This window comes from Burkholderia oklahomensis C6786 (genome assembly GCF_000959365.1).
GTDB classification, from domain to species: Bacteria; Pseudomonadota; Gammaproteobacteria; order Burkholderiales; family Burkholderiaceae; genus Burkholderia; species Burkholderia oklahomensis.
In genome coordinates this window covers 1,240,359-1,265,513 of record NZ_CP009555.1, presented here as the reverse complement: position 1 = coordinate 1,265,513, position 25,155 = coordinate 1,240,359, and the positions used below count along the sequence as shown (strand labels likewise).

Sequence of the window (25,155 nt, the reverse complement as noted above, 5' to 3'; positions counted from 1 at the left end):
AGCGATCGTTCGCTGCCGGGGCCGCGGCGCGGAGGGTGCGCAACGAACACAACACGGGAAGGCACACACGATGAACAGAATGAGCTTGAATCGCAAGTTGTGGCTGGCGCTTGCGCTCGTATGGGTCGGATTGCTGGGAGTGGGGGCGTGGAGCGCGTTCGAGACGCGCTCGACGATGCTCGCCGAGCGCAAGGAAGGGATGGCGAACCTCGTCGATTCGGCGGCGGGCGTCGTGAAGGCGTACTACGCGCTCGCGCAGAGCGGCAAGATGAGCGACGCCGATGCGCGGCGCGACGCGCTCGAGCGCCTGTCGGCGATGCGCTACGGCGATTCCGGCTATCTGTTCGTGATGGATTCGAAGCCCGTCGTGCTGATGCACCCGACGCTGCCGAAGCTCGTCGGCACGCAGGTCGGCGATTACCTGGACCCGGACGGCAAGCCGCTCTTCGTCGCGATCCTGAACGCGGCGAAGGAGAGCGGGCGCGGCTTCGCCGAGTATCGCGGGCGGCTGCCGCACAGCGAGACGGCGGTGCCGAAGATCAGCTACGTGACGCGCTTCGCGCCGTGGGACTGGAACATCTCGAGCGGCGTGTTCCTGAAGGACATCGACACCGTCTACTACGAGACGCTCGTCAGCCATCTCGCGGTGGTGTTCGTGATCGGCTTCGTGATCACGGCGGCGATGCTCGTCATCATCCGCAACGTGCGCGCGAGCCTGGGCGGCGAGCCGGACGAGGCGGCTACGCTTGCCGCGCGGATCGCGGCGGGCGACCTGACGCGGCCCGTCGCCGTGCGCGCGGGCGACGAGACGAGCATGATGGCCGCGATGCGCGACATGCAGGGCCGGCTTCAGTCGACGATCGGCGGCATTCGCCTCGCGGCGGAGTCGATCGCGGCGGCGAGCCACGAGATCGCCGCGGGCAATCACGACCTGTCGCAGCGCACCGAGCAGCAGGCCGCGTCGCTCGAGGAGACCGCGGCGAGCATGGAGGAGCTGACCGCGACGGTCAAGCAGAACGCCGAGAACGCGCGGCAGGCGAGCGGGCTCGCGAACAGCGCGTCCGAGATCGCGCTGAAGGGCAACGACGTCGTGAGCCGCGTGATCGGCACGATGGGCGAGATCAACGACAGCTCGCAGAAGATTGCCGACATCATCGGCGTGATCGACGGCATCGCGTTCCAGACCAACATCCTCGCGCTCAATGCGGCCGTCGAGGCGGCGCGCGCGGGCGAGCAGGGCCGCGGCTTCGCGGTCGTCGCGGGCGAGGTGCGCTCGCTCGCGCAGCGCAGCGCGACGGCCGCGAAGGAGATCAAGCAGCTGATCGACGCGTCGGTCGAGCGCGTGCACAACGGCTCGGCGCTGGTCGGCCAGGCGGGCACGACGATGACCGAGATCCTGCAGGCGGTGCGGCGCGTGACCGACATCATGGGCGAGATCGCGGCCGCGTCCGAGGAGCAGTCGAGCGGGATCTCGCAGGTCGGCCGCGCGGTCACGCAGATGGACGAAATGACGCAGCAGAACGCGGCGCTCGTCGAGGAGGCGGCCGCCGCCGCGTCGTCGCTGCAGGAGCAGGCGGCGCGGCTGCGCGAATCGGTGAGCGCGTTCCAGGTCGGCGACGGCGCGGCTGTCGCGGGCGCGGCGGCGGGCAGCGGCCCGGGCGCGGTCGCATTGTCCGGCCGCGTCGAGCCGGCGCTCGCATGACGCATTCCCATACCTATATGAACGGGATGTATTTCACAGCGTTGCGATCTTGTGACACCATCTGCGCTTTCCGATGCGCGGCCCGGCCGGTCAGGCCGTCGCGCTCCCTTTATCGAGCCTGGATGGTTCTGCAAGCAAGCGAGAAATAGATGAAGCGTCGCACTCTCCTGAAAGTTGTTTCCGCGGTCGCGGCCGGCGCGGCTGCCCTCTGCGTTTCCGTCGGCGCGCAAGCGCAGGACAAGGTGATCAAGGTCGGCACGGTCGCGGGCCCGGACGCGCAGGTCTGGCAAGTCGTCCAGAAGGTCGCGAAAGAGAAGCAAGGCCTGAACGTGAAGGTCATCGAATTCAACGACTACGTGCAGCCGAACGCGGCGCTCGACGCGGGCGACCTCGACGCGAACAGCTTCCAGCACCAGCCGTACCTCGACAGCCAGGTGAAGCAGCGCGGCTACAAGATCGTGAGCGCGGGCCTCACGTACATCTCGCCGATCGGCGTCTATTCGAAGAAGTTCAAGTCGTTGAAGGATCTGCCGGCGGGCGCGAAGGTCGCGCTGCCGAACGATCCGTCGAACGAGAACCGCGCGCTCCTGCTGCTGCAGACGCAAGGCGTGATCAAGCTGAAGGCGGGCGCGGGCACGGGCGGCAACAACGCGACCGTGCTCGACGTCGTGGAGAATCCGAAGAAGCTGAAGTTGACCGAGCTCGACGCCGCGCAACTGCCGCGCGTGCTGTCCGACGTCGACGCGGCCGTGATCAACACGAACTACGCACTCGCGGCGAACCTGCAGCCGACCAAGGACGCGATCGCGCTCGAATCGCTGACGAGCCCGTATGCGAACCTGATCGCGGTCCGCGCGAAGGACAAGGATCAACCGTGGGTGAAGAAGCTCGTGAAGGCGTACCAGTCGCCGGAAGTGAAGGAATTCATCGCGAAGCAGTTCAAGGGCTCGATGGTCGCGTCGTTCTGAGCGCCGTCCGTTAGCTTCGAATCGCCGGAAGGCCCGCGCATCGCGCGGGCCTTCTTGTTTTGGGCGAAGCGGATGGCGGGCCGCCCGCACGAGCCTGTTGGTACTGTCCCGAAATATTGAATAGTCTGCGGAAATGGTATCCTCAGACGCATGCCGTCGCGCCCCCTTTTTCGGCGCGGCGGCGCGAGCCGCGCATGCTCCGGGGAGCGCGGCCCGCCTACCATTCAGAACCGAACCGGGGGAGACAGACTCATGAAGCGATTCAAGATCGTTGCCGCTCATTCGATCGCGGCGGGCGTCGCGGCGTTCGCGATGCTCGGCGCCGGCGCCGTGCACGCGCAGACCGTCAAGGTGCTGTCGATCGTCGATCATCCTGCGCTCGACGCGATCCGCGACGGCGTGCGCGCGGAGCTGAAGGCCGAGGGCTACGGCGACGACAAGCTCAAGTGGGAATACCAGAGCGCGCAGGGCAACACCGGCACCGCCGCGCAGATCGCGCGCAAGTTCATCGGCGACCGTCCCGACGTGATCGTCGCGATCGCGACGCCCGCCGCGCAGGCCGTCGTCGCATCGACGAAGAGCGTGCCCGTCGTCTATACGGGCGTGACCGATCCCGTCGCCGCGCAGCTCGTCAAGGGCTGGGGGCCGACGGGCACCAACGTGACGGGCGTGTCCGACAAGCTGCCGCTCGACAGGCAAGTGGCGCTCATCAAGCGCGTCGCGCCGAAGGCGAAGACGGTCGGCATGGTCTACAGCCCGGGCGAGGCGAATTCGGTCGTCGTCGTGAAGGAGCTGAAGGCGATCCTCGCGAAGCAGGGGATGACGCTCAAGGAAGCCGCCGCGCCGCGCACCGTCGACATCGCGCCCGCCGCGAAGAGCCTGATCGGCAAGGTCGACGTGATCTACACGAATACCGACAACAACGTCGTGTCCGCGTACGAATCGCTCGTGAAGGTCGCGAACGAGGCGAAGATTCCGCTCGTCGCGGGCGACACCGACAGCGTGAAGCGCGGCGGCGTCGCGGCGCTCGGCATCAACTACGGCGACCTCGGCCGGCAGACGGGCAAGGTCGTCGCGCGGATCCTGAAGGGCGAGAAGCCGGGGGCGATCGCGTCCGAGACGAGCAGCAACCTCGAACTGTTCGTCAACACCGACGCGGCCGCGAAGCAAGGCGTGACGCTCGCGCCCGATCTCGTCAAGGAAGCGAAGACGGTCATCAAGTAACGCGCGCGCGCGCCGGCGCCCGCCGAACGAGGGTGCGCGTTCGCGGGCCTCGGCGGGCCGCGCGATGGGCGCGGCCCACGGGCTCGGACCGGGCGCCGCCGCGTCTCACGCGACGCCAAGCGCCATCCCGCCCCGCCTTGCACGTTGCAACAGGATTTCCCCACCATGTCTCTTTTCTCTCTTCTGGGCGCGCTGGAGATCGGCCTCATCTTCAGCCTCGTCGCCCTCGGGGTGCTGATCTCGTTTCGCATCCTCAACTTTCCCGACCTGACCGTCGACGGCAGCTTTCCGCTCGGCGGCGCGGTCGCCGCGACGCTGATCTCCTCGGGCCACGATCCGTTCACGTCGACGCTCGTCGCGATCGCCGCGGGCGCGTGCGCGGGCTTCGTCACCGGCTGGCTCAACGTGCGCCTGAAGATCATGGATCTGCTCGCGAGCATCCTGATGATGATCGCGCTCTATTCGGTGAACCTGCGGATCATGGGGCGGCCGAACGTGCCGCTCATCACCGAGCCCACGCTCTTCACGGTGCTGCAGCCCGATTGGATGCCGGACTACGTGCTGCGGCCGGCGCTTCTCGCTGTCGTCGTCGTGATCGCGAAGCTCGGGCTCGACGGGTTCTTCTCGTCGCAGTTGGGCCTCGCGATGCGCGCAACGGGCGCGAATCCGCGGATGGCGCGCGCGCAAGGCATCGCGACCGGCCGCGCGACGCTGGCCGGGATGGCGCTGTCGAACGCGCTCGTCGCGCTCGCGGGCGCGCTGTTCGCGCAGACGCAGGGCGGCTCGGACATCTCGATGGGGATCGGCACGATCGTGATCGGGCTCGCCGCCGTGATCATCGGCGAGACGCTGCTGCCCGCGCGCCGGCTGTTTCTCACGACGCTCGCCGTCGTGCTCGGCGCGATTCTCTATCGTTTCTTCATCGCGCTCGCGCTCAACAGCGAGTTCATCGGCCTGAAGGCGCAGGACCTGAACCTCGTGACGGCCGTGCTCGTGACGGTCGCGCTCGTGCTGCCCGCGACGCGCAAGAAGCTGTTCGCCCGCAAGACGGGAGGGGCGTAAATGCTGTCCGCACAAGACCTGAAGCTCACGTTCAACCCCGGCACGCCGATCGAGACGCGCGCGCTGCGGGGGCTGTCGCTCGACATCCCGAACGGCCAGTTCGTCGCGGTGATCGGTTCGAACGGCGCCGGCAAGTCGACGTTCCTGAACGCGGTGAGCGGCGATCAGCCGGTCGATTCGGGGCGCATCACGATCGACGGCGTCGACGTCACGCGCAAGCCCGCATGGGGCCGCGCACCGCTCGTCGCGCGCGTGTTCCAGGACCCGATGGCGGGCACCTGCGAAGCGCTGACGATCGAGGAGAACATGTCGCTCGCGATGGCGCGCGGCGCGCGGCGCGGCTTTCGGCCGGCGCTGAACCGCACGTCGCGCGAGCTGTTCCGCGACAGGCTGCGGCTGTTGAATCTCGGGCTCGAGAACCGGCTCGCCGACCGCATCGGCCTGTTGTCGGGCGGGCAGCGGCAGGCGGTGAGCCTCCTGATGGCGTCGCTGCAGCCGTCGCGGATCCTGCTGCTCGACGAGCACACGGCCGCGCTCGATCCGAAGACGGCCGCGTTCGTACTGGAGTTGACGGCGCGGATCGTCGCCGAGAGCAAGCTGACGACGATGATGGTCACGCACAGCATGCGGCAGGCGCTCGATTACGGCGATCGCACGGTGATGCTGCATCAGGGGCAGGTGGTGCTCGACGTGTCCGGCGACGAGCGCCGCGGGCTCGACGTGCCCGATCTGCTGAAGCTGTTCGAGAAGACGCGGCACGAGAAGCTCGACGACGACGCGTTGCTGCTCGGCTGACGGGCGGTTTCCGGCGGCGCTGTGGTTCGGGGCTGGCGCTTCGGCCGCGGTTCTGGCGGCAGGCAGCGGAGCGATTGCGTAGCGGTTGTGCGGCGGTTGCGCGACTGAAGGTTGTGCGGCGTGGCGGCCGTCGCGCACGGCGCTCTGGGCGGCGGCCGAATGGGTGCGGCTCGCGACGAGGGCGGGCCGTTCGTTTGCGCTTCGGGCGCGATGGTTTCGTTCCGGCGCGCGCGGCGGTGACGGCTTCGAATGACTCGTCACCGTTGTCGCCGCTTTGCGCGGGCGGACGCCGTGGCCGGCCGGCGCGAGCGGCCTCGGGCGACTGCCCGGCGACGGACGTGCGGCGGTCCGGGCCGACGCGGCCGGGAGCGCATTGCGGTACGGTACGCCGTGGGTTCCGGACCGATTTTCTGTTCATCCCTCTGCCGAAAGGCCGGTTTCGCATTGGTTGCTGTGCGTCGCGGATGCGTTGCCATATACTGTACAAACATACAGTAATCGGCAACGCGATGTCCGCTTCATCTCTTTCCCTCGAATCGCTGCATCCATCGCTCTGGCGCGGCTCCCAGCTCGCGCGCGGCGGCGTGCGCACGGTCGACACCGGCCATGCGGCGCTATCGGCCGAGCTGCCGGGGGGCGGCTGGCCGGTCGGCGGGCTCGTCGAACTGCTCGTGCCGCACGCGGGCTGCGGCGAGATGCGCGTGCTCGCGCCCGCGCTCGCTGCGACCGGTAGCGCGCGGCGGCCGCTCGCGTTCGTCGCGCCGCCGCAATCGCCGCATGCGTGCGCGCTCACCGGCCTCGGCGTGCCGCTCGACGCGCTGCTGTGGCTGCGCGCGGACAGCGGCGCGGATGCGCTGTGGGCGGCCGAGCAGGCGCTCAAGACCGGCTGCTGCGGCGCGCTCCTGCTGTGGCAGCAGAACACGCGCGCCGATGCGCTGCGCCGCCTGCATCTCGCCGCCGCGCGCGCGGGCGACACGCTGTTCGTGATGTTCCGGCCTCTGGCGGCCGCGCGGCAGCCGTCGCCCGCGGTGCTGCGCGTCGCGCTGCATCCGTCGCCGGGCGGCGTGTCGGTCGAGATCGTCAAGCGCCGAGGGCCGGCGCACGGCGAGCCGCTTGCGCTCGAGTTGCCGTCGCCCATCGTGGAGAGCCGCTATGCGCGTCTTGCTCGGCATCCATCTGCCGCGCCTGCCGCTCGACGTATGCGCGCCGCCGTCGCCTGACGACGGCGACGGCTGTGCGGTGCTCGAACAGGGCATCGTGCTGGTCGCCGACGCGGCCGCGCGCGCGCACGGCGTGCGCGCCGGCATGAAGCGCGGCGGCGTGCTGACGCTCGCGCCCGGCACGCGGCTCGTCGAGCGCGATCCGGCCCGCGAGGCCGATGCGCTGCGCGCGGTCGCGCTCGCACTGCTGCGCTTCTCGCCGTGCGTCGCGCTCGACGACGAAGCGACGCTCGTCGTCGACGTCGGCGCGAGCCTGCGGCTGTTCGGCGGCCTGCCGTCGCTGTGCCGGCAGGTGCGCGCGACGCTCGCCACGCTCGGCTACGCGGCGCGTCTTGCCGCCGCGCCGACCGGGCGCGGCGCGTGGCTGCTCGCGCGCGCACCGGGCCGGCCGCGCACGCGGCGGCGGATCGTGCGGACGGCGTCGCTCGTGCGCGCGCTCGATGCGCTGCCGTGCGAGCTGCTGCCCGACGCGCGCCCGTACGCCGGCTGGTTCGACGGCCTCGGCTGCCGCACGCTCGCCGACCTGCGCCGCCTGCCGCGCGCGGGGCTCACGCGCCGCTGCGGTCCGTCACTCGTCGCCGCGCTCGATCGCGCGTACGGCGACGCCGCGGAGCCGCTCGCCTGGATGCCGGTGCCGCCCGTGTTCGACGCGCGGCTCGAATTGCCGGAGCGCGTCGAATACGCGGAGGCGGTGCTGTTCGTCGCGCGGCGGCTCGTCGTGCAGCTATGCGGCTGGCTCGCCGCGCGGCACCTGTCGCTGTCGGCGATGACGTTCGCGCTCGAGCACGAGCGCGGCCGCCAGGCGGCGCCGCCGACGTCGCTCGAGCTCGCGTTCGCCGAGCCCGCGCGCGACGAGACGCACTTCATGCGCCTTCTCGGCGAGCGGCTCGCGCGCGTCGCGCTGCCCGCCGCGGTGATCGCGGTGCGCCTGACCGTCACGCGCGTCGAATCGGTCGCGCCGCCCGCAGACGATCTGTTCCCCGAGCCGGGCGGCACCCGCGAGGCGCGCGCGCGGCTCGTCGAGCTCCTGACCGCGCGGCTCGGCGCGGACAACGTGCTGCGCGCGGCGCCCGTCGCCGATCACCGGCCCGAGGCGGCGAACCGCTGGCTGCCGCTCGACGCGCCGGCCGGCAAGCCGGCCGCGCCGCCCGTCGCGCCGCCGCGTCCCGCGTGGCTGCTCGCGGAGCCGCTGCCGCTCGTGATGCGCGAGAACCGGCCGTTCTATCGCACGCCGCTCAAGTTCGTGTCGTCGATCGAGCGGATCGAGGCGGGCTGGTTCGACGGCCAGCTCGTCGCGCGCGACTATCGCGTCGCGCAGGACGGCGACGGCGCGTGCTACTGGGTCTACCAGGAGCGCGGCAGCAGCGCGGCGGGGCAGTGCTGGTTCCTGCACGGCCTGTTCGGGTGAGCGGCATGGATGCGACATCCAAGATCCTGCCCGACTACGCGGAGCTGTTCTGCCGGTCGAATTTCTCGTTCCTGCACGGCGCGTCGTCGGCGGACGAGCTTGTCGAGCGCGCGAAGGCGCACGGCTATCGCGGCATCGCGATCACCGACGAATGCTCGCTCGCCGGCGCGCCGCGGATGCATGTCGCGGCGAACGCGGAGGGGCTGCCGCTCGTCGTCGGCGCGTACTTCGACGTGACGCCGGACGACGTCGCGCCGGGCCACGATCCGGGCCCCGGCGCATTCGGCCTCGTGCTGCTCGCGCGGAATCGCGAAGGCTACGGCAACTTGTCCGAGCTGATCTCGTGGCGGCGGATGGACGCGCCGAAGGGCACCTACCGGCTCACGCCGCAGATGCTGGCCGCGCCGCCGTCGACATTCGCGCATCTGCGCGGCGTGCCCGACTGCTTTGCGATTCTCGTGCCGACGTATCCGGCGCGCGCCGACATGCTCGATGCGCAGCTCGCGTGGTTCGATGCGCTGTTCGGCGAACGCGCGCGGCTCGGACTCGTGCAGCTGCAGCGCGCGCTAGACGGCGCGCATCGCGAGGAGATCCGGGCGGCGGGCGAGCGGCGCGGGATGCGCATCGTCGCGCTCGGCGACGTGACGATGCACGCGCGCTCGTGCAAGCCGCTGCAGGATGCGATGACGGCGATCCGGCTCGGGATGCCGATCGCCGAATGCGGCTACGCGCTCGCGCCGAACGCGGAGCAGCATCTGCGCTTGCGTCAGCGGATCGCTCAGCTGTTTCCGGCCGAGGCGATCGCGGAGACGTGCCGGATTCTCGATGCGTGCGACTTCTCGCTCGACGAGCTGCGCTACGAATATCCGCGCGAGCTCGTGCCCGAAGGCCACACGCCGACGAGCTATCTTCGTCGGGAAACCTGGTCGGGAGCGCACAGGCGCTATCCGGACGGCGTGCCGGACACGGTGCAGGAGAGAATCCGGTACGAGCTCGAGCTGATCGCCGAGCTGAAATACGAGCCATATTTCCTGACGGTCTACGACATCGTCCAGTACGCGCGCAGCCGCGACATCCTGTGCCAGGGGCGCGGATCGGCCGCGAACTCCGTCGTCTGCTTTTGCCTCGGCGTGACCGAAGTGCATCCGGAAAAGAGCTCGCTGCTGTTCGAGCGATTCATCAGCCGCGAGCGCGGCGAGCCGCCCGACATCGATGTCGACTTCGAGCATCAGCGCCGCGAGGAGGTCATTCAGTACCTCTACGAAAAATACGGCCACGACCGCGCGGCGCTCGCCGCTGCCGTGTCGACCTATCGCCCGCGCGGCGCGCTGCGCGAGACCGGCAAGGCGCTCGGCGTCGATCCGATGCTCGTCGAGCGGGTCGCGAAGGAGCATCGCTGGTTCGACGGCAGCCGCGATCTGCTCGCGCGCTTCGAGTCGGTCGGGCTCGATCCGGACACGCCGCTGATTCGCGCGTGGGCCGAGCTCGCCGCGCGGCTGCTTGGCTTTCCGCGCCATCTGTCGCAGCATTCGGGCGGCTTCGTGATCAGCCGCGGCAAGCTCACGCGGCTCGTGCCGGTCGAGAACGCGGCGATGGAAGGGCGGCGCGTGATCCAGTGGGACAAGAACGATCTGGAGGCGCTCGGGCTGATGAAGGTCGACGTGCTCGCGCTCGGCATGCTGTCCGCGCTGCATCGGGCGTTCGACATGATCACGGCGTGGCGCGGCAGGCGGGACGGCCAGCCGTTCGGGATGCAGAGCATCCCGCAGGACGACGAGGCGACGTACGACATGATCTGCCGCGCCGACACGGTCGGCGTGTTCCAGATCGAATCGCGCGCGCAGATGTCGATGCTGCCGCGTCTGCGGCCGCGCGACTATTACGATCTCGTGATCGAAGTCGCGATCGTGCGGCCGGGGCCGATCCAGGGCGGCGCGGTGCATCCGTACCTGAAGCGGCGGCAGGGCCTCGAGCCCGTCACCTATCCGAAGGACGACCTGAAGCCGGCGCTCGAGCGCACGCGCGGCGTGCCGATCTTCCAGGAGCAGGTGATGCAGATCGCGATCATCGCCGCGGGCTTCACGCCCGGCGAGGCCGACGCGCTGCGCCGCGCGATGGCCGCGTGGAAGCGCAAGGGCAATCTCGAGCAGTATCGGCGCAAGATCGTCGACGGCATGCGCGAGCGCGACTATCCGCCCGAATTCGCCGAGCAGATCTTCGAGCAGATCAAGGGCTTCGGCGAATACGGCTTTCCGGAGAGCCATGCGGCGAGCTTCGCGCATCTCGTCTATGCGAGCAGCTGGCTCAAGTGTCACGAGCCGGCGATCTTCGTCGCCGCGCTGCTGAACAGCCAGCCGATGGGCTTCTATCCGCCCGCGCAGCTCGTGCAGGACGCGAAGCGCCACGGCGTGACGGTGCTGCCGATCGACGCGACGGCAAGCGGCTGGGACGCGTCGCTCGAAGCGCAGCCCGGCGCGGCGCCGCCCGACGGGCAGCCGGCGGTGCGGCTCGGCCTGTCGCTCGTGCGCGGCCTGGGCGAGGACGCCGCGCGGCGGATCGAGGCGGCGCGTGCGGCCGGGCCGTTTGCGAGCGTCGACGAGCTCGCGCGCCGCGCGCGCCTCGAACGCCGCGATCTCGAAGCGCTCGCCGCCGCGAACGCATTCGCGGCGCTCGCCGGCCACCGCCGCGACGCGCTGTGGCAGGCGGTCGCCGCAGTGCCGGAGCGCGATCTGCTCGCCGCCGCGCCGATCGACGAAGCGGTGAAGCCCGAGCTCGGCGCGCCGTCCGAGGCCGACGACGTCCTCGCCGACTATCACACGATCGGCCTCACGCTGAACCGGCATCCGGTCGCGCTGCTGCGGCCCGAGCTCGACGCGCGGCGGCTGTCGTCCGCCGCGGCGCTGCGCGATCGCCGCAACGGCCGGCTCGCGCGCGCGTGCGGGCTCGTGACCGCGCGGCAGATGCCGGGCACCGCGAAGGGCGTGCTGTTCGTCACGCTGGAGGACGAGACGGGCTGCGTGAACGTGATCGTCCGGCCGGAGCTGCTCGCGCGGCAGCGGCGCGAGACGCTCGATTCGCGGCTGCTCGCGGTGTCGGGCGTCTGGCAGTGCGAGAGCGACGTCCGGCATCTCGTCGCGCAATATCTCGAGGATCTGACGCTGCTGATCGCGGGCTTGCGGACCGAGAGCCGCGAATTCCATTGACGTTGGCCGGCGCATGCGGCGCGATGCGCGCCGATCGTGCCGCTTGCTGCCGACATCGGATTCGAGCGCTGCTCCCGGCCCCGGAAGGCGGCGTGCGCGACTTTCATCAAGCGGTTCGCGCGATCGCCCACGCGTTCAGGGCATAGCCGCGCATGCCCGCATCACGTCGGCCTTGCGGCGAAGATATTCACGGAACAGTTCCGTCGACGACGCCGGATCGATCCGCACGTCCATCGCGTCGCAGAACGTGTCGATCGCGCGGACCGCATGCGCGAAGTGCGCGCTCTCCGTGCCGCCCGTGTGGACCGTCACCCATGCGACGACGAAGCGCACGCGCTCGGACGGCACGTTCATCCGGTGCTCGACCCACACCTTGTACAACGGATGGATGAATTCGACTTCGCCGTGCGTGTACACCTCGTGCACGAGCGTCGTGAGCAGGCCCTGCATCAGGTCGCGGTTGCGCAGCCGCTGCCGGTCGGTCCAGTCCTTGAACGCCTGCGCAGAGGCGACGCAGTTCGACTTCAGCAGCCACGCGTCGTCGCCGCAGATCGTCGTCGCCATGTTGTAGAACAGGTCGGCGTGCAGCGCGCCGCCGAGCGCGCCGAGATCCTCGTCGGTGATGCGCTGCAGGCTCGCGCATACGTCGTAGAGCTTCGCCGATGCGGGCGAGCCCGGATCGGAGCGCGCGAGGAGCGTCACGCGGTTCGCGAGGCCCGACACGCTCGCCGCCGAGTTGTTGGTCTTCGACCAGCTCGCGAAGAACACGCGCAACGCTTCTTTCGACGGCTTGCCGGACGTGAGCGTGTTGAACGCGTGCTCGATTTGCGCGAGCGACGCCGATTCCGCGTCGAACGCGTCGACGAGCGCGCGCTGCAGCGCGCCAGGCGTCATCCCTTCAAGCACGGGGCAGACGATGTCGAGAAGATGATTGGGCGTAGTGGTGATCGAGTTCATGCACGATTTCTCTCTGTGGATCACCGCTGCGGCTCTGGCCAGCCTAGCGCGGTGTCGTGATGGATGATGGTCGAGTGCGTGTTGCGTCGATGCCGCCCGGTTTCCAGAACGTCCAAGCGGCGATGGCGGCGAGCAGGTGCGCGCACACGACGAGTGCGACGCAGCCTGCCCAGCCGAAGCGCTGCCATGCTGGAACCGGCAATACCGTTCCTGCGCTGCCGCCCAGGTAATAGAACGACAGATAAAGCCCCACTGCGAATGTCCGGCCCTCGGAGGTCGAACGTGTGACGAACGCGCTCGCGGCCGCCTGGCCCACGAACACGCCCGTCGACCCGATGGCGAGCCCGAGCAGGATCACGGGCACGCCGGCATGAAGCGTGAGCAGCGCGCCCGCCACGCCGAGCCCGGACGCGAGCGCGAGCAGATCCGCGGGCGGGCGCCTGCGCGACAGCCGCGCGGCCATCGGCGTGACCACGACGGCGAGCAGGAAGACCGCATAGATCGAGCCGATCGCCGCGGTGCCGAACCGATACGGCGGCTTCGCGAGATACAGCCCGACGTACGTGAACGTCGTGACCTGCGAAAACAGGATGCACGCGCCGATGAAATACGACGCGAGCACTGGTCGGTTTCGGCCGAGCGCGCGCAGCGACATCGCCGCCGGGTCCGCCGCCGCCGGCGGCGTCGCGCGCGTGCGCGGCAGGCACAGGCAGATCGCGGCGCCCGCGGCGAGCATCGCGCACGCGAGCGCGTCGAGCGCGCGCGGCCAGCCGCTCATCGCCGTCACGCCGTTGACGATGAAGCGTCCGCCGAAGCCGCCGAGCGTCGTGCCGGCGATGAAGAAGCTCGTCATTTCGGTGGTCGTGTTGCCCTCCCAGGTTTCGCCGACGTACGACACCGTGACGGCGAACAGCACCGGAATGACGATTCCCGTCGCGATCCGTCCCGCGAGGAATTCGGCGAACGAATCCGCGTGCGCGGTCCAGAGCGTCGGCAGTGCGACCAGCAGCGCGGCGAGCGTGATGACCCGGCGCCGGTCGAAGCGGCGCGTCAGCATGCCGACGAACGGCGCCGTCGCCGCCATCGCAACCGTCGTGACCGTAATGCCGAGCGCGGCTTGTTCGATGCGCGTGCCGAACGTGGCCGCGATCTGAGGCAGGATGCCCTGCGTTGCATACAGGCCGAGAAAAGCCGCGCAGCCGCACATGAAGAGTGCAAAGCGTAGCGTGTTGGTCACCACGGTTCGTTTCGGATTGTTGAAGAATGACAGTCTCGCGCGAGAGCGCGCATTCTCGCCAATACCGAATTCCGACCGATTGATACCGGATGCGCAATGACGCAGGCCGGCCGCGTTCGCGAACGCGCGTCGGCGTGTCTTCCGCGTGTTCCGCGTGCTCCGCGCGTTTTGCGTGCTTCGTGCGCCGGTTCACCGACGCGATCCCGTCAGGTGAGCAGCGAGCGGACCATGCCGTGCTTTCTGCCGAGATAGCTGCGCCACAACTGCGCATGCTCGCGGAACGCGGGTTCCTGCATCAGCAGCGCGTGCATCTTCGGCAGGTTGTAGAGCGGCACGCTCGGAAACAGATGGTGCGCGACGTGATAGTTGATGTTGAGCGGCGCGATCGCGAGCCGCTCGAACCAGCCGCCGTCGACGTGGCGCGTGCGCTCGAGCTCGTGCCCGGCCTTGTCGAGATCGTGCTCGGCGATCACGCGGATGCGGATGAACGCGAGCGACAGCGTGAACATCGGCAGCATCCACAGCAGCAAGAAGTACGACAGCACGCCGAAGTACGCGGCGAGCGCGATCGCGCCGATCCAGAACGCGCCGAATTGCCGGCGCTCGGACGGCGTCAGCAGCTTTTCGCGATTGTCGAGGATGCTGCTCCAGCCGGTCCAGCTTCGCAGCGTCGGCCACCATGCGCGCAGGTTCGCGCCGAACACGTCGCCGAGCAGGATCCGGCCGAACGCGGCGTGCGACTTCGGAAACGCGTAATGCTCGTCCTCGACGAGGCGCGCCCAGTACGGATCGTTCGGCTTGTTCGTGAACAGATGATGCGGCAGATGGCTGCGCCGGTAGCACGACGTCACCATGCCGATCGGGAATGCGCACAGCCAGTTGCTGACGAGCTCGTTGACGCGGCGCGATTCGAACAGGCGAAAGTGCGTCGCGTCGTGCATCACGATGCCGAGCGCGTGCTGCTTGCACGCGAGATACACGTATGCGGCGCACACCGCGGCGCCGACGCCGAACCGTTGCGGCGCGTTCAGCACGGCGAATGCATGCGCGAGGCTCGTGCCGCCCGTCAGGCGCGCGACGAGCGCGATCGGCAGCGCGAAAGCGATCGCGATGCCGATCCACTGCCGCGCGATCACCCACGCGCAGCGCCACGGCCGGATCGCGCTCAGCGCATGCGCTTCTGTCGCGTATTTCTTGCGGTAGTTCACTGAGTGCGGAGTGGCGATTCCAGAAGACATGATCGTGTGTCCTTGAAGAGTCGTAACGTGTGCCGGCGCGGTGCGTCACGCGAACTCGGCGCGCGCGTGCTCGCCGAGCGCGGCGAGCCCGGCGTCGAGCGTGTCGAAGGCAAGATCGAGCTCGGCGGCGCCGACGGTGAGGGGCGGCAGCAGGCGCACGACCGCGCCGTGGCGGCCGCCCGTCTCGACGATGAGCCCGTGCGCGAAGCAGTACCGCTTGAGCGCGCGCGCGAGCGCGGGCGCGGCGGGGCGCGCGCCGGCCGCGTCCAGTGCGGCGTCGGGATCGACGAGCTCGATTCCCCACATGAGGCCGCGTCCGCGCACGTCGCCGATTTCCGGATGGCGTGCGGCGAGCCGCTCGAGCCGTGCGCGCATGTGCGCCTCCTTGGCCGCCGCACCGGCGATCAGCCCTTCCGATTCGATCACGTCGAGACATGCGACGCCCGCCGCCATCGCGATCTGGTTGCCGCGGAACGTGCCCGCGTGCGCGCCCGCCTGCCAGACGTCGTAGCGCTCGTCGTAGACGACGAGCGCGAGCGGAAAGCCGCCGCCGATCGCCTTCGACAGCACGACGGCGTCGGGCCGAATCCCGCTGTGCTCGAACGCGAACATCGCGCCCGTGCGGCCGATGCCCGTCTGCACTTCGTCGATCACGAGCGGAATGTCGAGCCGCGCGGTCACCGCGCGCAGCCCCGCGAGCCATTCAGGCGGCGCGGGAATCACGCCGCCTTCGCCCTGCACTGCCTCGACGATCACGCACGCGGGTTTCGCGATGCCGCTTTCCGGATCGCTCAGCATCGATTCGACGTAGTGCAGCGATGCGGCCGCGGTGTGCGGCGCGCCGAGCCCGAACGGGCAGCGATACGCGTACGGATACGGCATCACGTGCACGTCGGGCATCAGCGATGCAACCTGGTGCTTCGCGCGCAGGTTGCCCGTCAGTGCGAGCGCGCCCGCCGTCATCCCGTGGTAGCCGCCGTGGAACGCGATCACCGAGCGCCGGCCGGTGGCCGTCTTGAAGAGCTTGATCGCCGCCTCGATCGCATCCGCGCCGGACGGCCCGCAGAACTGCACGCGCGCGTGCCGTGCGAGCGTGGGCGGCAGGATTTCGAACAGGCGCTCGACGAAGCGGTGCTTGACGGGCGTCGTCACGTCGAGCATCTGCATCACCTGGCCGCTGTCGACGAACGCGCGTACGCGCTCGACGATCGCCGGATGGTTGTGGCCTGTGGCGAGCGTGCCCGCGCAAGACAGGAAGTCGAGATAGCGGCGTCCGGCCGTATCGGTGAGCACCGCGCCCGCGCCGTGCGCGAAAACGGTGTCGAAGGTGTCCGCATAGGTGCGCGCGCTCGATTCTCGGGCGCGGACGAAAGCGTAGGCGGGATCGACGTCTTGCATGGCTACCTACCTCACGAAGAAAAAGGGCGGGGCGGCTTCCCGCGAATCAGGCGCTCGGCGCGAGCGCGCCGCGCCGCAGCCGTTTGTGCAGCAGGATCAGCGCGACGACGGGCAGCATGCCGCCGAAGAGCGGGTCGTGCCGGTGCGGGAACGCGGCGGCGAGCGCGATTCCGCTGTAGACGACCATCTTCCTGCAACGCGCCTGCGCGAGCGCCGGGTCGGCCACGCCGGAGAACGATTCGGGCGCGACGGCAAGCCCGATCGCGTGCGCGGCGAGCACGCAGACGAGCATCGCGGCCGAGCCGAGCGCCGCGCCCCAGTCGCGGGTCGCGTCGTCCGACACGAACGGCAGCGCGGCGCTGACGATCAGATACGCGTTCAGCCCGAGCGCGGTGCCGTGCAGCGGCCGCCGGCGCAGCAGCCACGCGGTGTGCGGCAGCGCGAGCAGCGCGCCCGCGAGCGCCGCGTGTCGCCAGTGCGCGTCGCCGTCGCCCGGCGGCGCGCGCATGAACAGCATGAAACCGATCGCGGGTGCGAACAGCACCGCGTTGCGCAGATACGCGAAGATCAGATCGAGCATGACGCGATGGACTCCTTCGATGCGAACCGGCGCCGGTTCAGTCCTGGTGCCAGCGGAACGTCAGCGCGGCGCCGACGAGGAACACGAGCGTCCAGCCCGCGACGACGGCGAGCGGCCACGCGGCCTGCGCGTAGCCGATGTCGCGCACGAACACGCCGCGCAGCGCGACCGCGAACTGATTGGTCGGCAACACGAGCAGCACGACGCGCAGCCAGTGCGGCGCGGCGCGCAGCGGGATCGTCAGGTCGCTGAAGAACAGCAGCGGGAAATAGATGAGGTTGCACCACGCCTCGGCTGCGGCGAGCGAGCGCGCGCGGCTCGCGAGCAGCGTGCCGAGGCTCAGCAGCATCGCGGCGCCGAGCAGCACGACCGGAATCGCGCGCAGCGCGCGCAGGCTCCAGAGCGGCAGCGGCACCTGGAACAGGTAGCGCGCGGCGAGCATCAGCGTCACCGACGCGGCGAGCATCAGGATCACGCGCGAGACGATCAGCGACGCGAGGAACACGAAGCGCGACACCGGAAAGCACACGTACATCTTGAATGTGTTGCGCTCGCGCAGCGTCGCGATCGTCGTCGCGGTCGACACGACGCCGACCGACATGAACGCCATGATCAGGATGCCCGTCGCGAAGAACTCGCCGTAATCGAGCGGCGCGAGCGCGTGGCCGTCGTTCTCGAAGCGCACCTGGTACGCGGCGGGCAGGCCCGCTTCGGACGCCGCGCAGCGCACGAGCGCGATCTCGATCGTGCGCGCGGCCGCGCGCGCCGCGAGCGGACCGTTGAAATCGTATGAGACGCGCACGGGATCGGTCGCCCGTGCGGGCCAGCTCACGCGCACGCGATCGCCGCCCGCAGCGCCGGCGGCGTTCGGCGCGACGACGCGCGCGCCCACCGTGCCGTTGCCCGCGAACGCGGCCTCGATCGCGGCGCGGCACGCGCGCGCCTGCGGCACGGCGGCGTTGCCGTCGAACGTCAGCTCGACGACGCCGAGCGAGCTGCTCTTGCCGAACGCGACGAGCATCACGCTCATCAGCAGGATCGGAAAGACGAACGTCCAGAAGAGCCGCGCCTTGCTGCGCAATTGCCCGAGCAATTCGTTGCGGGTGAGAATCAGAAAGACCTCAAGCATCGGTCGCTCCTTCGGTGCACGCGCGCAGCAGATCGCCTTCGTCGGTCGGCGCGAATTCGAAATGCCGGATGCCCGTCTGCTCCATCAGCGTGCGCAGCGTGGCGTCGAGCCCCGCGCGGCCGAACGCGCCGATCTGCCGCGGCGCGGGCGCGACGATCCGCTGCACGTGCACGTCCCGCGCGAGCACCGCGCGTACGCGTTCGGCCTGCGCGTCGTCGTCGACGTGGATCAGCGCGCGGAACTCGCCGACGAGGCGGCGCTTGAGCGCGTCCTTGCCGCCCTGGTAGCGGACTGCGCCATCGCGCACCCACAGCACGTCGTCGGCGATTTCGAGCTCTTCGCCCGCGTGGCAGATCATCGCGATCGTGATGCCAGCGAGCGGGCCGCGCAGCAGGCCGAGCACGCTGCGCGTCATCGTGCGGTCGAGGCCCGTGAACGGCTCGTCGAGCGCGACGAGCGCCGGGCGATGCGCGAACGCGATGAAGAGATCGAGCCGCTGCCGCTGGCCCTTCGACAGCCCGCTGTACGGCTTCGCGCGCAGCTCGTCGATCGCGAGCGCCTGAGCCACCGCGGCGTCCTGCTTGCGGTACAGCGCGCGATGCACGGCGAGGATCTCGTCGACGCGCGCGTGCTCCGCGTATTCGACGCGCTGCAATTGCGCGCCGAAGCGCCGCAGCTCGCGCGTGTCGCGCATGAATTGCGCGGCGGGCACGCCGAGGATCGTCGCGCCTTCGAGCTGCGCGCGGCGAAAGCCGAACAGCGCCTCGAGCAGCGTGCTCTTGCCGGAGCCGTTCGGGCCGACGATCGCGGTCAGCGCGCCCGCGCGAAACGCGATATCGGTTGCGTGGAACGTGAAGTCGCCCGCCTTCACGTCGATGCGGCGCGCGGCGAGCGCGCTCGCCGCGCGGCTCGGCGCCGCGGCGCGCTCGCGCATGCCGGCTGCGCCGCCTGCCTCGGCGGCTTCGACGGTTTCAAGGCGTTCAAAGGCTTCACCGGCCTCGCCGGCCGGAAACGGAACAGGGCTCATTGCATTCAGTCCATCATCGCGACCTGGATGTCGCGCTGGCCGCTGTACGGATTGCGTCCGTGCGCGACGAGGATGTTGTCGAGCAGCAGCACGTCCTGCTCGCGCCAGCGAAACGCGGTTTCCTCGGCATTGATCGCGTCGTAGACGGGATCGAGGTCTTCGGCGGGCATCGGCGTTCCGTCGCCGTAGCGGATGTCGTACGGCAGCGCGGCGCGCGTCTTGTAGAACGACTGCAGCGCGTGCAGGATCGTCGGATGCACGACGCGCGCGTTGATGTGCTGCGCGCTCGCGTGGTTGAACCAGACTTCCTCGCCCGTGCGCGGATGCACGACCGTCGCCGGGCCGACGTGCGTGACCGTGATGCTGCCGTCGGGCAGCCACTCGTATTCGAGCTGCGTCGCGCGGCAGAGCGACTCGACTTCGGCGCGCTCGTCGGTCATGAACGCTTCCTGCCAGCGCCGGTAGAACTGGTTGAAGTGCGCGGGCATCGGCTTCGCCGAGAAGTTGCGGCGATACATCACGCCCTTGCTGCGGAACCGATCGAGCGTGCGCGCGGGCAGGCGGCGCGTGACGGCGCGCATGTCCGACAGCGGCGTCTCGCCGCCGACGGGCGCGGCCTGCCGGCAGTAGAACGAGATGAGCCGCGGATAGTTCGACATGTACGCCTTTTCCTGATGCAGGCTCAGCTTGAACGGCGCGGGCAGGTGCGTCGATTCGTACACGTTGCCGTCGATCGCCTTGCGCGGCGACGCGCCGGCGATGTAGCCGAACGCGTGCGGCGGATAGCGATCGGTCAATGCGCGGAACGCGGGCGTGTCGGGCACCGCGAAGCCGCGCAGCAGCAGGCCGCCGTGCTCGAGCAGCAGCGCGTCGAAATCCGCGCGGCGCGCGTCGAGCCACGCGAGCGCGGCGTCGCGATCGGCGGCGAGCGCGCTGTCGCCTTGCGGCGCGACGACGAGCGGCAGCAGCGCGCGCTCGGACCGGAAGCCACAGATCACATCGGGGCCGAGCCGCGCCTGCGCCTTCAGTGCCGCTGCGTTCTGGAAGGCGATCGAATCCTGGGTCTCGCTCATGACGGCTCTCCCGGCTTGGTGAGCAGAATTTCGAAGCCGAGCGCGCCCAGGCCGAACGGCGGGCTCGTCACGCTCGCGTGATCGGCGAGGCCCGCCGCCGCGACGAGCTCGCGCGCCTCGTCGAGCGTGACCTTCTCTTCGAGATGGGTCGGCGGATAATTCGCGGCCGCGCGCGTCGACGGATTGCCTCTCGCGAAGTGCGCGCCGTATTGCGCGAGCCGCGCGCGCAGCGCCGCGCTTTCGGCGGGCGCCGGCATCCGCTCGAACCACAGATGCCAGAGCGTGTCCTCGAACGAGACCGTGCCGATCAAATCGTTCAGGTTCCGGTCGCGCACCCACAGCCCTTCGGGATCGAGGATTGCGCCGTCGATGTCGGTGCCGCGATAGCGGGTGGCCGGCCGTTTCAGCAGTTCAGGTGCGAGTCCCATGTCATTCGACCTCGGCGAGTTCTTCGGCGGTGATCGCGCATGCGATGTCCGGCAGCGCGTCGATCGCCGCCGCGTGTTGGGCGGCGAGCGGAAGCAGGTTCGCGAAGCAGTAGCGGGCGGCCTTCACCTTGCCGCGATAGAACGCGGCTTCGGCGGGGGCGGCCGTGACCTCGCGCTCGGCGAGGCGCCGTTCGGCGATGCACGCGGCTTCGAGCAGCGCCCATGCGGACGCGACGAGCCCGAACATTTCGAGAAAGCGCGTGTAGACCTGGCTGCTCGCATGCATGTGGCCGTCCCGCACCGCGCGCGCGATCGACGCGAGCGCGCGCGCGAGCGCGTCGGCCGCGTCGCGCAACTGCGCGAACCACGCGGCGAACGACGCGGGGGCCGCGGGCTCGATGCGCGCGAGGCTCGCGTCGAGCGCATCGCGGAAGTAGCGCAGCAGCAGCGGCTTGCGGCCGAAGCCGAGCTTGTCGCGCACGAGGTCCTGCGCCTGGATGTAGTTCGTGCCTTCCCAGATCGACAGGATCTTCACGTCGCGTGCGTTCTGCTCGACGGGGCTCGCATCGGTGTAGCCGACGCCGCCGTGCACCTGGATCGCGGTTTCGCAGATGCGCCACGCCTGGTCGGAGATGAACGCCTTGCAGATCGGCGTGAGCAGCAACTGAAGCTTGCGCGCGCGCTCGATGTCGGCCGGGTCCGCGCCGGGCGTCGCCTCGAGGATCGTCGCGCGCGTCGCGGCCGCGGTCAGCTTGCCGAGCAGGCCGCGGCAGCCTTCGACGCGCGCTTTCATGTCGACGAGCATCCGCTGCACGTCGCCGTGCTCGACGATCCGCACGCGCGGCGCGGCCGTGTCCGACGCGGAGTCGATCGGCCGGCCCTGCACGCGGCGGCGCGCGTACGACACCGATTGCAGGTACGCGCTCGACGCGACGCCGATGCCGAAGAGCCCCGTGCCCATGCGCGCCTGGTTCATCAGCGGCACGAGCTGCAGCAGCCCGACGTTCTTGCGGTTGCCGAGCAGATGCGCGCGCGTCGTGCCGCTTCGGCCGAACACGAGATGCGTGTTCGCGCAGCCGTTCAGCCCCATCTTGCGCGGCACCGCGACGCATTCGACGTGATTCGATTCGAGCTTGCCCGTCGCGTCGTTGCGCCAGAAGCGCGGCACGATCAGGCACGACAGCGAGAACGAATCGAGCGCCGTCGAGCCGATGCGGCCGAGCACGAAGTACAGCGTGTTCTCGGTCAGGTCGTGCATGCCGGCCGAGATGTAGACCTTCTCGCCCGTCACCGCGTAGACGTCGTCGCCAAGCGGCGTCGCGACCGTGCGCACGGCCGTCATGTCGGAGCCCGCCTGCGGCTCGGTCGCGCAGAAGCACGCGTCCCAGTCGTAGCGCAACAGGGGTTTGCGCAGCGCCTTTTGCCCCGGCGTGCCGTGCAGCGTCAACAGCTTGCACGCCGGGTGCGTGAAGCCGCCGTACGTCATGAACGACGGATTCGCGCCCATCAGCATCTCGAACACCACTTGCTTGACGACCATCGGCACGTCCGCGTGCGGCGCATCGCCCGCTTCGGCCGAATGGCGATCGAACAGCAGGCCCGCCCATTCGTCGCGAAAGCGCGGCCACAGCACGTGGAAATCGGCTGGGATGCGCACCGTGCCGTCGTCGCGCAGCGAGCACGATTCGATGTCGCTTGCGCGATAGCTCTCGCCGATCTCGAGCGCGAAGTCGCGCGCGCGTTCGAGCAGACGGTCGTAGTACGCGCGGTCGTGCGTTCGGTACGGCGCGTGCGACAGGAACGCCGCTTCGGCGTCGAACAGTTCCCACAGAAAGAAGCGCAGTTCGCGCAGGCTGACTTGATAGGCGCTCATGACGGATACCGGGTTCGGGTGGACGAGAACGGCGCGCGCGCGCCGCGCAGTTCCGCGACGAGCGCGCCCGCGCCGCCCGCGAGCGCGGTGTCGCAAAAGAGCGCGAGCCGCCGCTCGCCGGGCGCGAGCGACGCCTGCGCCTGCGCGAGCGCGCGCGGCGTGTCGGCGGTGGACAGGTGCTCGACGCCGCCGCGCCTCTGCAGACGCGACGGCGGGATCGCGAGCGCGTGCGCGAGCGTCGTGCGAAACGACGCGCTGAAGCCGCCGGGCGCGAAGCAGTCGATCTGCGCGGCGCCGACGCCCGCGTCGTCGAGCGCCGCGCGCACCGCGTCGACGGTCGGCGCGACGAGCGCGCGTTCGAGCTCGGCCGGCTGCCGCGCCCACGGGTCGGCGATCACGTCGCCGTGCGCGAGCGCGTGACCGAGCACGCGCGCGTGGGCTTCGTCGTCGGCATCGGCATGGGTGTCGCCGTCGGCGCCGCCAAGCAGGATCGCGGCGGCGCCGTCTCCGTATGCGACGAACTCGCCGTACGCGCGCAGGAACGGATACACCCATTTGTCGGCGGCGACGAACAGCATGCGGCTGCCTTCGCGCAGCAGCCCGCGCGCGAGCGGCAGCGCCGTGTGCAGGCCGAGCGTGCCGCACTGGCCGAGCGCGAACGGCACGACGTGCTTGAGCCCGAGCGCGTGTTGCATCCGGCCGGCAACCGATTCGCCGGCGTGCTCGTTGAGCGACGCCTGCGCGACGACGATCTGCGAGATCGACGCGCACGCGTCGGGGCCCGCCGCGTCGATGACCTCGCGCACGGCCTCGAGCGCGAGGTCCGACAGTGTCCGCCCGTCCGTCTCGACGGGCAGCGACGCCGGCGCCGAGCGCGCCAGATGGGCGAACGTGCGCGCGTCGTAGTCGAGCCGTTCGTACGGCATCGCGAAGCGGATCGCATGCGGCGCGAGCCGGCCGTCGTAGCGGTAGCGGCCGGCCGCCTGCGCCGCGTCGACCGGCTGGCGGGACGGCTGCCGTATCGCGGTGTGATGGATCGTGAGCATGGTCTTCGTCACCTCGATCAGCCGAGCGCGGCCGCGCTCGGCTCGGTCTCGAAACGCGACAAGTGGGCGCGCTTGAGCAGCGGCCGGTCGATCTTGCCGTTCGGATTGCGCGGCAGCGGCGCGCTGGCGATCTCGATGTGCTGCGGCGCCATGTACGACGGCAGCCGCGCGCGGCACGCGTCGATCAGCGCCTGCCGGCATTGCGCGGGATCGCCGCCGCCGTACACGCACGCGACGATCGCCTGGCCGAGCGTCGGATGCGGCACGCCGAACGCAACGGCTTCGAGCGTTTCCGGGCATTCGAACAGAATGTCCTCGATCTCGGTCGGGCTCACACGATAGCCGGACGTCTTGATCATCTCGTCGGCGCGCGACACGAAATAGAGGAAGCCTTCCGCGTCGCGCGTCACGATGTCGCCCGACCACACCGCGACGTCCGCGAGCGACACCGGGTGGCGCGCGTGCGGCAGCGCGCGGAAGCGCTGCGCGGTCAGCTCGGGCGCGTTCCAGTAGCCGAGCGTCACGAACGCGCCGCGATGCACGAGCTCGCCCGGCTCGCCGGCGTCACACTCGCTGCCGTCGGCGCGCAGCACGAGGATCTGCGCGTTCGGCACGGCCTTGCCGATCGAGCCGGGGTGCGCGGCCAAGTCCTCGGGCGGCAGGTACGTCGAGCGGAACGCCTCGGTGAGGCCGTACATCAGATAAGGCGCGGCGTTCGGGAAGATCTGCCGCAGCCGGTGCAGCAGCGGCTGCGGCATCGTGCCGCCCGTGTTCGCGATCCGGCGCACCGGCAGGCGCGCGTTATCGGGCCACGCGACCGCGGCGAGCTGCATCCACAGCGGCGGTACGCCGGTGATCGACGTGACGCCGACTTGCGCGCACCACGCGGGCACTTCCTCCGCGCGCAGGAAGTCGAGCGGCGCGTAGCACGCTTGCGCGGCGAGCGCGCTCGTCAGCTGGCTCAGGCCCGCGTCGAAGCTGAGCGGCAGCGCGCCGAGGATCACGTCGTCGTGCGCGAGCCGCTGGTATGCGGCGACGCTGTCGGCGCCCGCGGTCAGATTGCGGTGCGACAGCACGACGCCCTTCGGGCGCCCGGTCGAGCCGGACGTGTAGAGGATCGCGGCCGGATCGGAATCGACGGCGTGCGCGTGGCCCGCGTAATCCGCATCGTCGCTCGCGCCGGCGAGGGCGGCGACGTCGTCGACGAGCCAGCTAACGAGCCCGGCCGGCCGCGCGGCGAGCCGGGCGAGGCGCGGCGCGGTGGTGAGCATCAGGCGCGAGCCGCTGTCGGCGACGATGTGCAGCACCTGATGGTCGCGCAACTGCGGATTGATCGGCACGACGATCGCGCCGACGAGATTCGCGGCGAGCATCGTCACGATCGTCTCGTACGCTTTCGGCGCATAGGTCGCGACGCGTTCGCCCGGCTCGATGCCGGCCGCGGCGAGCGCGGCGGCGACGCGGCGCACGTCGGCCGCGAGCTGCGCATAGCGCATGCGCCGCCGCGGATCGGCGATCGCGATGCCGTCGGGCCGCTGCGCGGCGGCGGAGTCGAGGAGGTCGACGAGTCGGATGTGTGGATTCATG

General features: G+C 70.1%; 20 protein-coding genes and 2 pseudogenes. 9 read left to right on the top strand and 13 right to left on the bottom strand.

Annotated features, from left to right (window positions below):
• The first annotated feature begins 70 nt into the window (after positions 1–70).
• The 9 genes from BG90_RS05560 (at position 71) to BG90_RS05525 (ending at position 11,582) form a co-directional block, all read left to right on the top strand.
• A complete protein-coding gene (locus BG90_RS05560; protein WP_045568082.1) occupies positions 71–1,702 on the top strand; it encodes a methyl-accepting chemotaxis protein in 1,632 nt (543 codons plus the stop codon).
• Positions 1,699–1,851: a hypothetical protein gene (locus tag BG90_RS31980; protein WP_010101473.1), complete on the top strand. Its 153-nt coding sequence runs from the start codon at positions 1,699–1,701 to the stop codon at positions 1,849–1,851. The genes BG90_RS05560 and BG90_RS31980 overlap by 4 nt, the downstream gene beginning before the upstream one ends.
• Positions 1,852–2,670 carry a MetQ/NlpA family ABC transporter substrate-binding protein gene (locus BG90_RS05555; protein ID WP_010101475.1) on the top strand — a complete coding sequence of 273 codons (819 nt, stop codon included), beginning with the start codon at positions 1,852–1,854 and terminating at the stop codon, positions 2,668–2,670. It begins immediately after the preceding gene.
• Between the two features lie 252 nt (positions 2,671–2,922).
• The gene (locus tag BG90_RS05550) at positions 2,923–3,894 is read left to right on the top strand and encodes an ABC transporter substrate-binding protein (RefSeq protein ID WP_010101477.1); all 972 of its coding nucleotides are present in this window, start codon (positions 2,923–2,925) and stop codon (positions 3,892–3,894) included.
• 165 nt (positions 3,895–4,059) lie between these two features.
• Entirely contained in the window at positions 4,060–4,956 is an 897-nt protein-coding gene (locus BG90_RS05545; RefSeq protein ID WP_010113762.1) for an ABC transporter permease, read from the top strand.
• Entirely contained in the window at positions 4,957–5,751 is a 795-nt protein-coding gene (locus BG90_RS05540; RefSeq protein ID WP_010101479.1) for an ABC transporter ATP-binding protein, read from the top strand. It abuts the gene before it with no gap.
• A gap of 509 nt (positions 5,752–6,260) precedes the next feature.
• Positions 6,261–6,971, top strand: coding sequence for a translesion DNA synthesis-associated protein ImuA (gene imuA / locus BG90_RS05535; RefSeq protein WP_045568081.1), 711 nt, complete (start codon positions 6,261–6,263; stop codon positions 6,969–6,971).
• Positions 6,904–8,379 carry a Y-family DNA polymerase gene (locus BG90_RS05530; RefSeq protein ID WP_045568080.1) on the top strand — a complete coding sequence of 492 codons (1,476 nt, stop codon included), beginning with the start codon at positions 6,904–6,906 and terminating at the stop codon, positions 8,377–8,379. Before imuA ends, BG90_RS05530 begins: the two co-directional genes overlap by 68 nt.
• A 5-nt stretch (positions 8,380–8,384) precedes the next feature.
• Positions 8,385–11,582, top strand: coding sequence for an error-prone DNA polymerase (locus BG90_RS05525; protein WP_045568079.1), 3,198 nt, complete (start codon positions 8,385–8,387; stop codon positions 11,580–11,582).
• A 135-nt stretch (positions 11,583–11,717) separates the two neighbouring features.
• Here the strand turns inward: BG90_RS05525 and BG90_RS05520 are convergent, their stop codons facing one another.
• The 13 genes and pseudogenes from BG90_RS05520 to BG90_RS05465 all read right to left on the bottom strand — a co-directional run bounded on the left by BG90_RS05520 (position 11,718) and on the right by BG90_RS05465 (position 25,154).
• Positions 11,718–12,539: a hypothetical protein gene (locus tag BG90_RS05520; RefSeq protein ID WP_010101490.1), complete on the bottom strand. Its 822-nt coding sequence runs from the start codon at positions 12,537–12,539 to the stop codon at positions 11,718–11,720.
• A gap of 43 nt (positions 12,540–12,582) precedes the next feature.
• A complete protein-coding gene (locus BG90_RS05515; RefSeq protein ID WP_010101491.1) occupies positions 12,583–13,779 on the bottom strand; it encodes an MFS transporter in 1,197 nt (398 codons plus the stop codon).
• Positions 13,780–13,982: 203 nt separating this feature from the next.
• Positions 13,983–14,984: a fatty acid desaturase family protein gene (locus BG90_RS05510; protein WP_010113801.1), complete on the bottom strand. Its 1,002-nt coding sequence runs from the start codon at positions 14,982–14,984 to the stop codon at positions 13,983–13,985.
• A gap of 75 nt (positions 14,985–15,059) precedes the next feature.
• Positions 15,060–16,412 (bottom strand): diaminobutyrate--2-oxoglutarate transaminase family protein, encoded by a 1,353-nt coding sequence (locus tag BG90_RS05505; protein WP_010113803.1) that lies wholly within the window; start codon positions 16,410–16,412, stop codon positions 15,060–15,062.
• A 46-nt stretch (positions 16,413–16,458) separates the two neighbouring features.
• Complete coding sequence (locus BG90_RS05500; RefSeq protein WP_010101494.1) at positions 16,459–16,992, bottom strand: hypothetical protein; 534 nt, start codon at positions 16,990–16,992, stop codon at positions 16,459–16,461.
• A gap of 37 nt (positions 16,993–17,029) precedes the next feature.
• A complete protein-coding gene (locus tag BG90_RS05495) occupies positions 17,030–18,121 on the bottom strand; it encodes an ABC transporter permease (RefSeq protein ID WP_010113806.1) in 1,092 nt (363 codons plus the stop codon).
• Positions 18,114–19,148: an ATP-binding cassette domain-containing protein gene (locus BG90_RS05490; protein WP_045568078.1), complete on the bottom strand. Its 1,035-nt coding sequence runs from the start codon at positions 19,146–19,148 to the stop codon at positions 18,114–18,116. Before BG90_RS05490 ends, BG90_RS05495 begins: the two co-directional genes overlap by 8 nt.
• A gap of 5 nt (positions 19,149–19,153) precedes the next feature.
• A complete protein-coding gene (locus BG90_RS05485; protein ID WP_010113811.1) occupies positions 19,154–20,221 on the bottom strand; it encodes a TauD/TfdA family dioxygenase in 1,068 nt (355 codons plus the stop codon).
• Positions 20,218–20,394: pseudogene (locus tag BG90_RS37220) on the bottom strand (citrate synthase); the annotation flags it as partial. The pseudogene BG90_RS37220 and the gene BG90_RS05485, both read right to left, overlap by 4 nt.
• Positions 20,376–20,649: pseudogene (locus BG90_RS37215) on the bottom strand (citrate synthase); the annotation flags it as partial. The pseudogenes BG90_RS37220 and BG90_RS37215, both read right to left, overlap by 19 nt.
• A 1-nt stretch (position 20,650) precedes the next feature.
• Entirely contained in the window at positions 20,651–22,522 is a 1,872-nt protein-coding gene (locus BG90_RS05475; protein WP_045568077.1) for an acyl-CoA dehydrogenase, read from the bottom strand.
• Positions 22,519–23,568 carry a 3-oxoacyl-ACP synthase gene (locus BG90_RS05470; RefSeq protein ID WP_045568076.1) on the bottom strand — a complete coding sequence of 350 codons (1,050 nt, stop codon included), beginning with the start codon at positions 23,566–23,568 and terminating at the stop codon, positions 22,519–22,521. Before BG90_RS05470 ends, BG90_RS05475 begins: the two co-directional genes overlap by 4 nt.
• A gap of 17 nt (positions 23,569–23,585) precedes the next feature.
• Positions 23,586–25,154 (bottom strand): acyl-CoA ligase (AMP-forming), exosortase A system-associated, encoded by a 1,569-nt coding sequence (locus tag BG90_RS05465; protein ID WP_010113816.1) that lies wholly within the window; start codon positions 25,152–25,154, stop codon positions 23,586–23,588.
• Between the last annotated feature and the right edge of the window lies 1 nt (position 25,155).

What these genes read in the sequence shown, in the direction of transcription:
- BG90_RS05560 (WP_045568082.1), top strand. Translation starts at nt 71, where the DNA reads ATGAACAGAATGAGCTTGAATCGCAAGTTGTGGCTGGCGCTTGCGCTC.
- BG90_RS31980 (WP_010101473.1), top strand. Translation starts at nt 1,699, where the DNA reads ATGACGCATTCCCATACCTATATGAACGGGATGTATTTCACAGCGTTG.
- BG90_RS05555 (WP_010101475.1), top strand. Translation starts at nt 1,852, where the DNA reads ATGAAGCGTCGCACTCTCCTGAAAGTTGTTTCCGCGGTCGCGGCCGGC.
- BG90_RS05550 (WP_010101477.1), top strand. Translation starts at nt 2,923, where the DNA reads ATGAAGCGATTCAAGATCGTTGCCGCTCATTCGATCGCGGCGGGCGTC.
- BG90_RS05545 (WP_010113762.1), top strand. Translation starts at nt 4,060, where the DNA reads ATGTCTCTTTTCTCTCTTCTGGGCGCGCTGGAGATCGGCCTCATCTTC.
- BG90_RS05540 (WP_010101479.1), top strand. Translation starts at nt 4,957, where the DNA reads ATGCTGTCCGCACAAGACCTGAAGCTCACGTTCAACCCCGGCACGCCG.
- imuA (WP_045568081.1), top strand. Translation starts at nt 6,261, where the DNA reads ATGTCCGCTTCATCTCTTTCCCTCGAATCGCTGCATCCATCGCTCTGG.
- BG90_RS05530 (WP_045568080.1), top strand. Translation starts at nt 6,904, where the DNA reads ATGCGCGTCTTGCTCGGCATCCATCTGCCGCGCCTGCCGCTCGACGTA.
- BG90_RS05525 (WP_045568079.1), top strand. Translation starts at nt 8,385, where the DNA reads ATGGATGCGACATCCAAGATCCTGCCCGACTACGCGGAGCTGTTCTGC.
- BG90_RS05520 (WP_010101490.1), bottom strand. Translation starts at nt 12,539, where the DNA reads ATGAACTCGATCACCACTACGCCCAATCATCTTCTCGACATCGTCTGC.
- BG90_RS05505 (WP_010113803.1), bottom strand. Translation starts at nt 16,412, where the DNA reads ATGCAAGACGTCGATCCCGCCTACGCTTTCGTCCGCGCCCGAGAATCG.
- BG90_RS05500 (WP_010101494.1), bottom strand. Translation starts at nt 16,992, where the DNA reads ATGCTCGATCTGATCTTCGCGTATCTGCGCAACGCGGTGCTGTTCGCA.
- BG90_RS05495 (WP_010113806.1), bottom strand. Translation starts at nt 18,121, where the DNA reads ATGCTTGAGGTCTTTCTGATTCTCACCCGCAACGAATTGCTCGGGCAA.
- BG90_RS05490 (WP_045568078.1), bottom strand. Translation starts at nt 19,148, where the DNA reads ATGAGCCCTGTTCCGTTTCCGGCCGGCGAGGCCGGTGAAGCCTTTGAA.
- BG90_RS05485 (WP_010113811.1), bottom strand. Translation starts at nt 20,221, where the DNA reads ATGAGCGAGACCCAGGATTCGATCGCCTTCCAGAACGCAGCGGCACTG.
- BG90_RS05475 (WP_045568077.1), bottom strand. Translation starts at nt 22,522, where the DNA reads ATGAGCGCCTATCAAGTCAGCCTGCGCGAACTGCGCTTCTTTCTGTGG.
- BG90_RS05470 (WP_045568076.1), bottom strand. Translation starts at nt 23,568, where the DNA reads ATGCTCACGATCCATCACACCGCGATACGGCAGCCGTCCCGCCAGCCG.
- BG90_RS05465 (WP_010113816.1), bottom strand. Translation starts at nt 25,154, where the DNA reads ATGAATCCACACATCCGACTCGTCGACCTCCTCGACTCCGCCGCCGCG.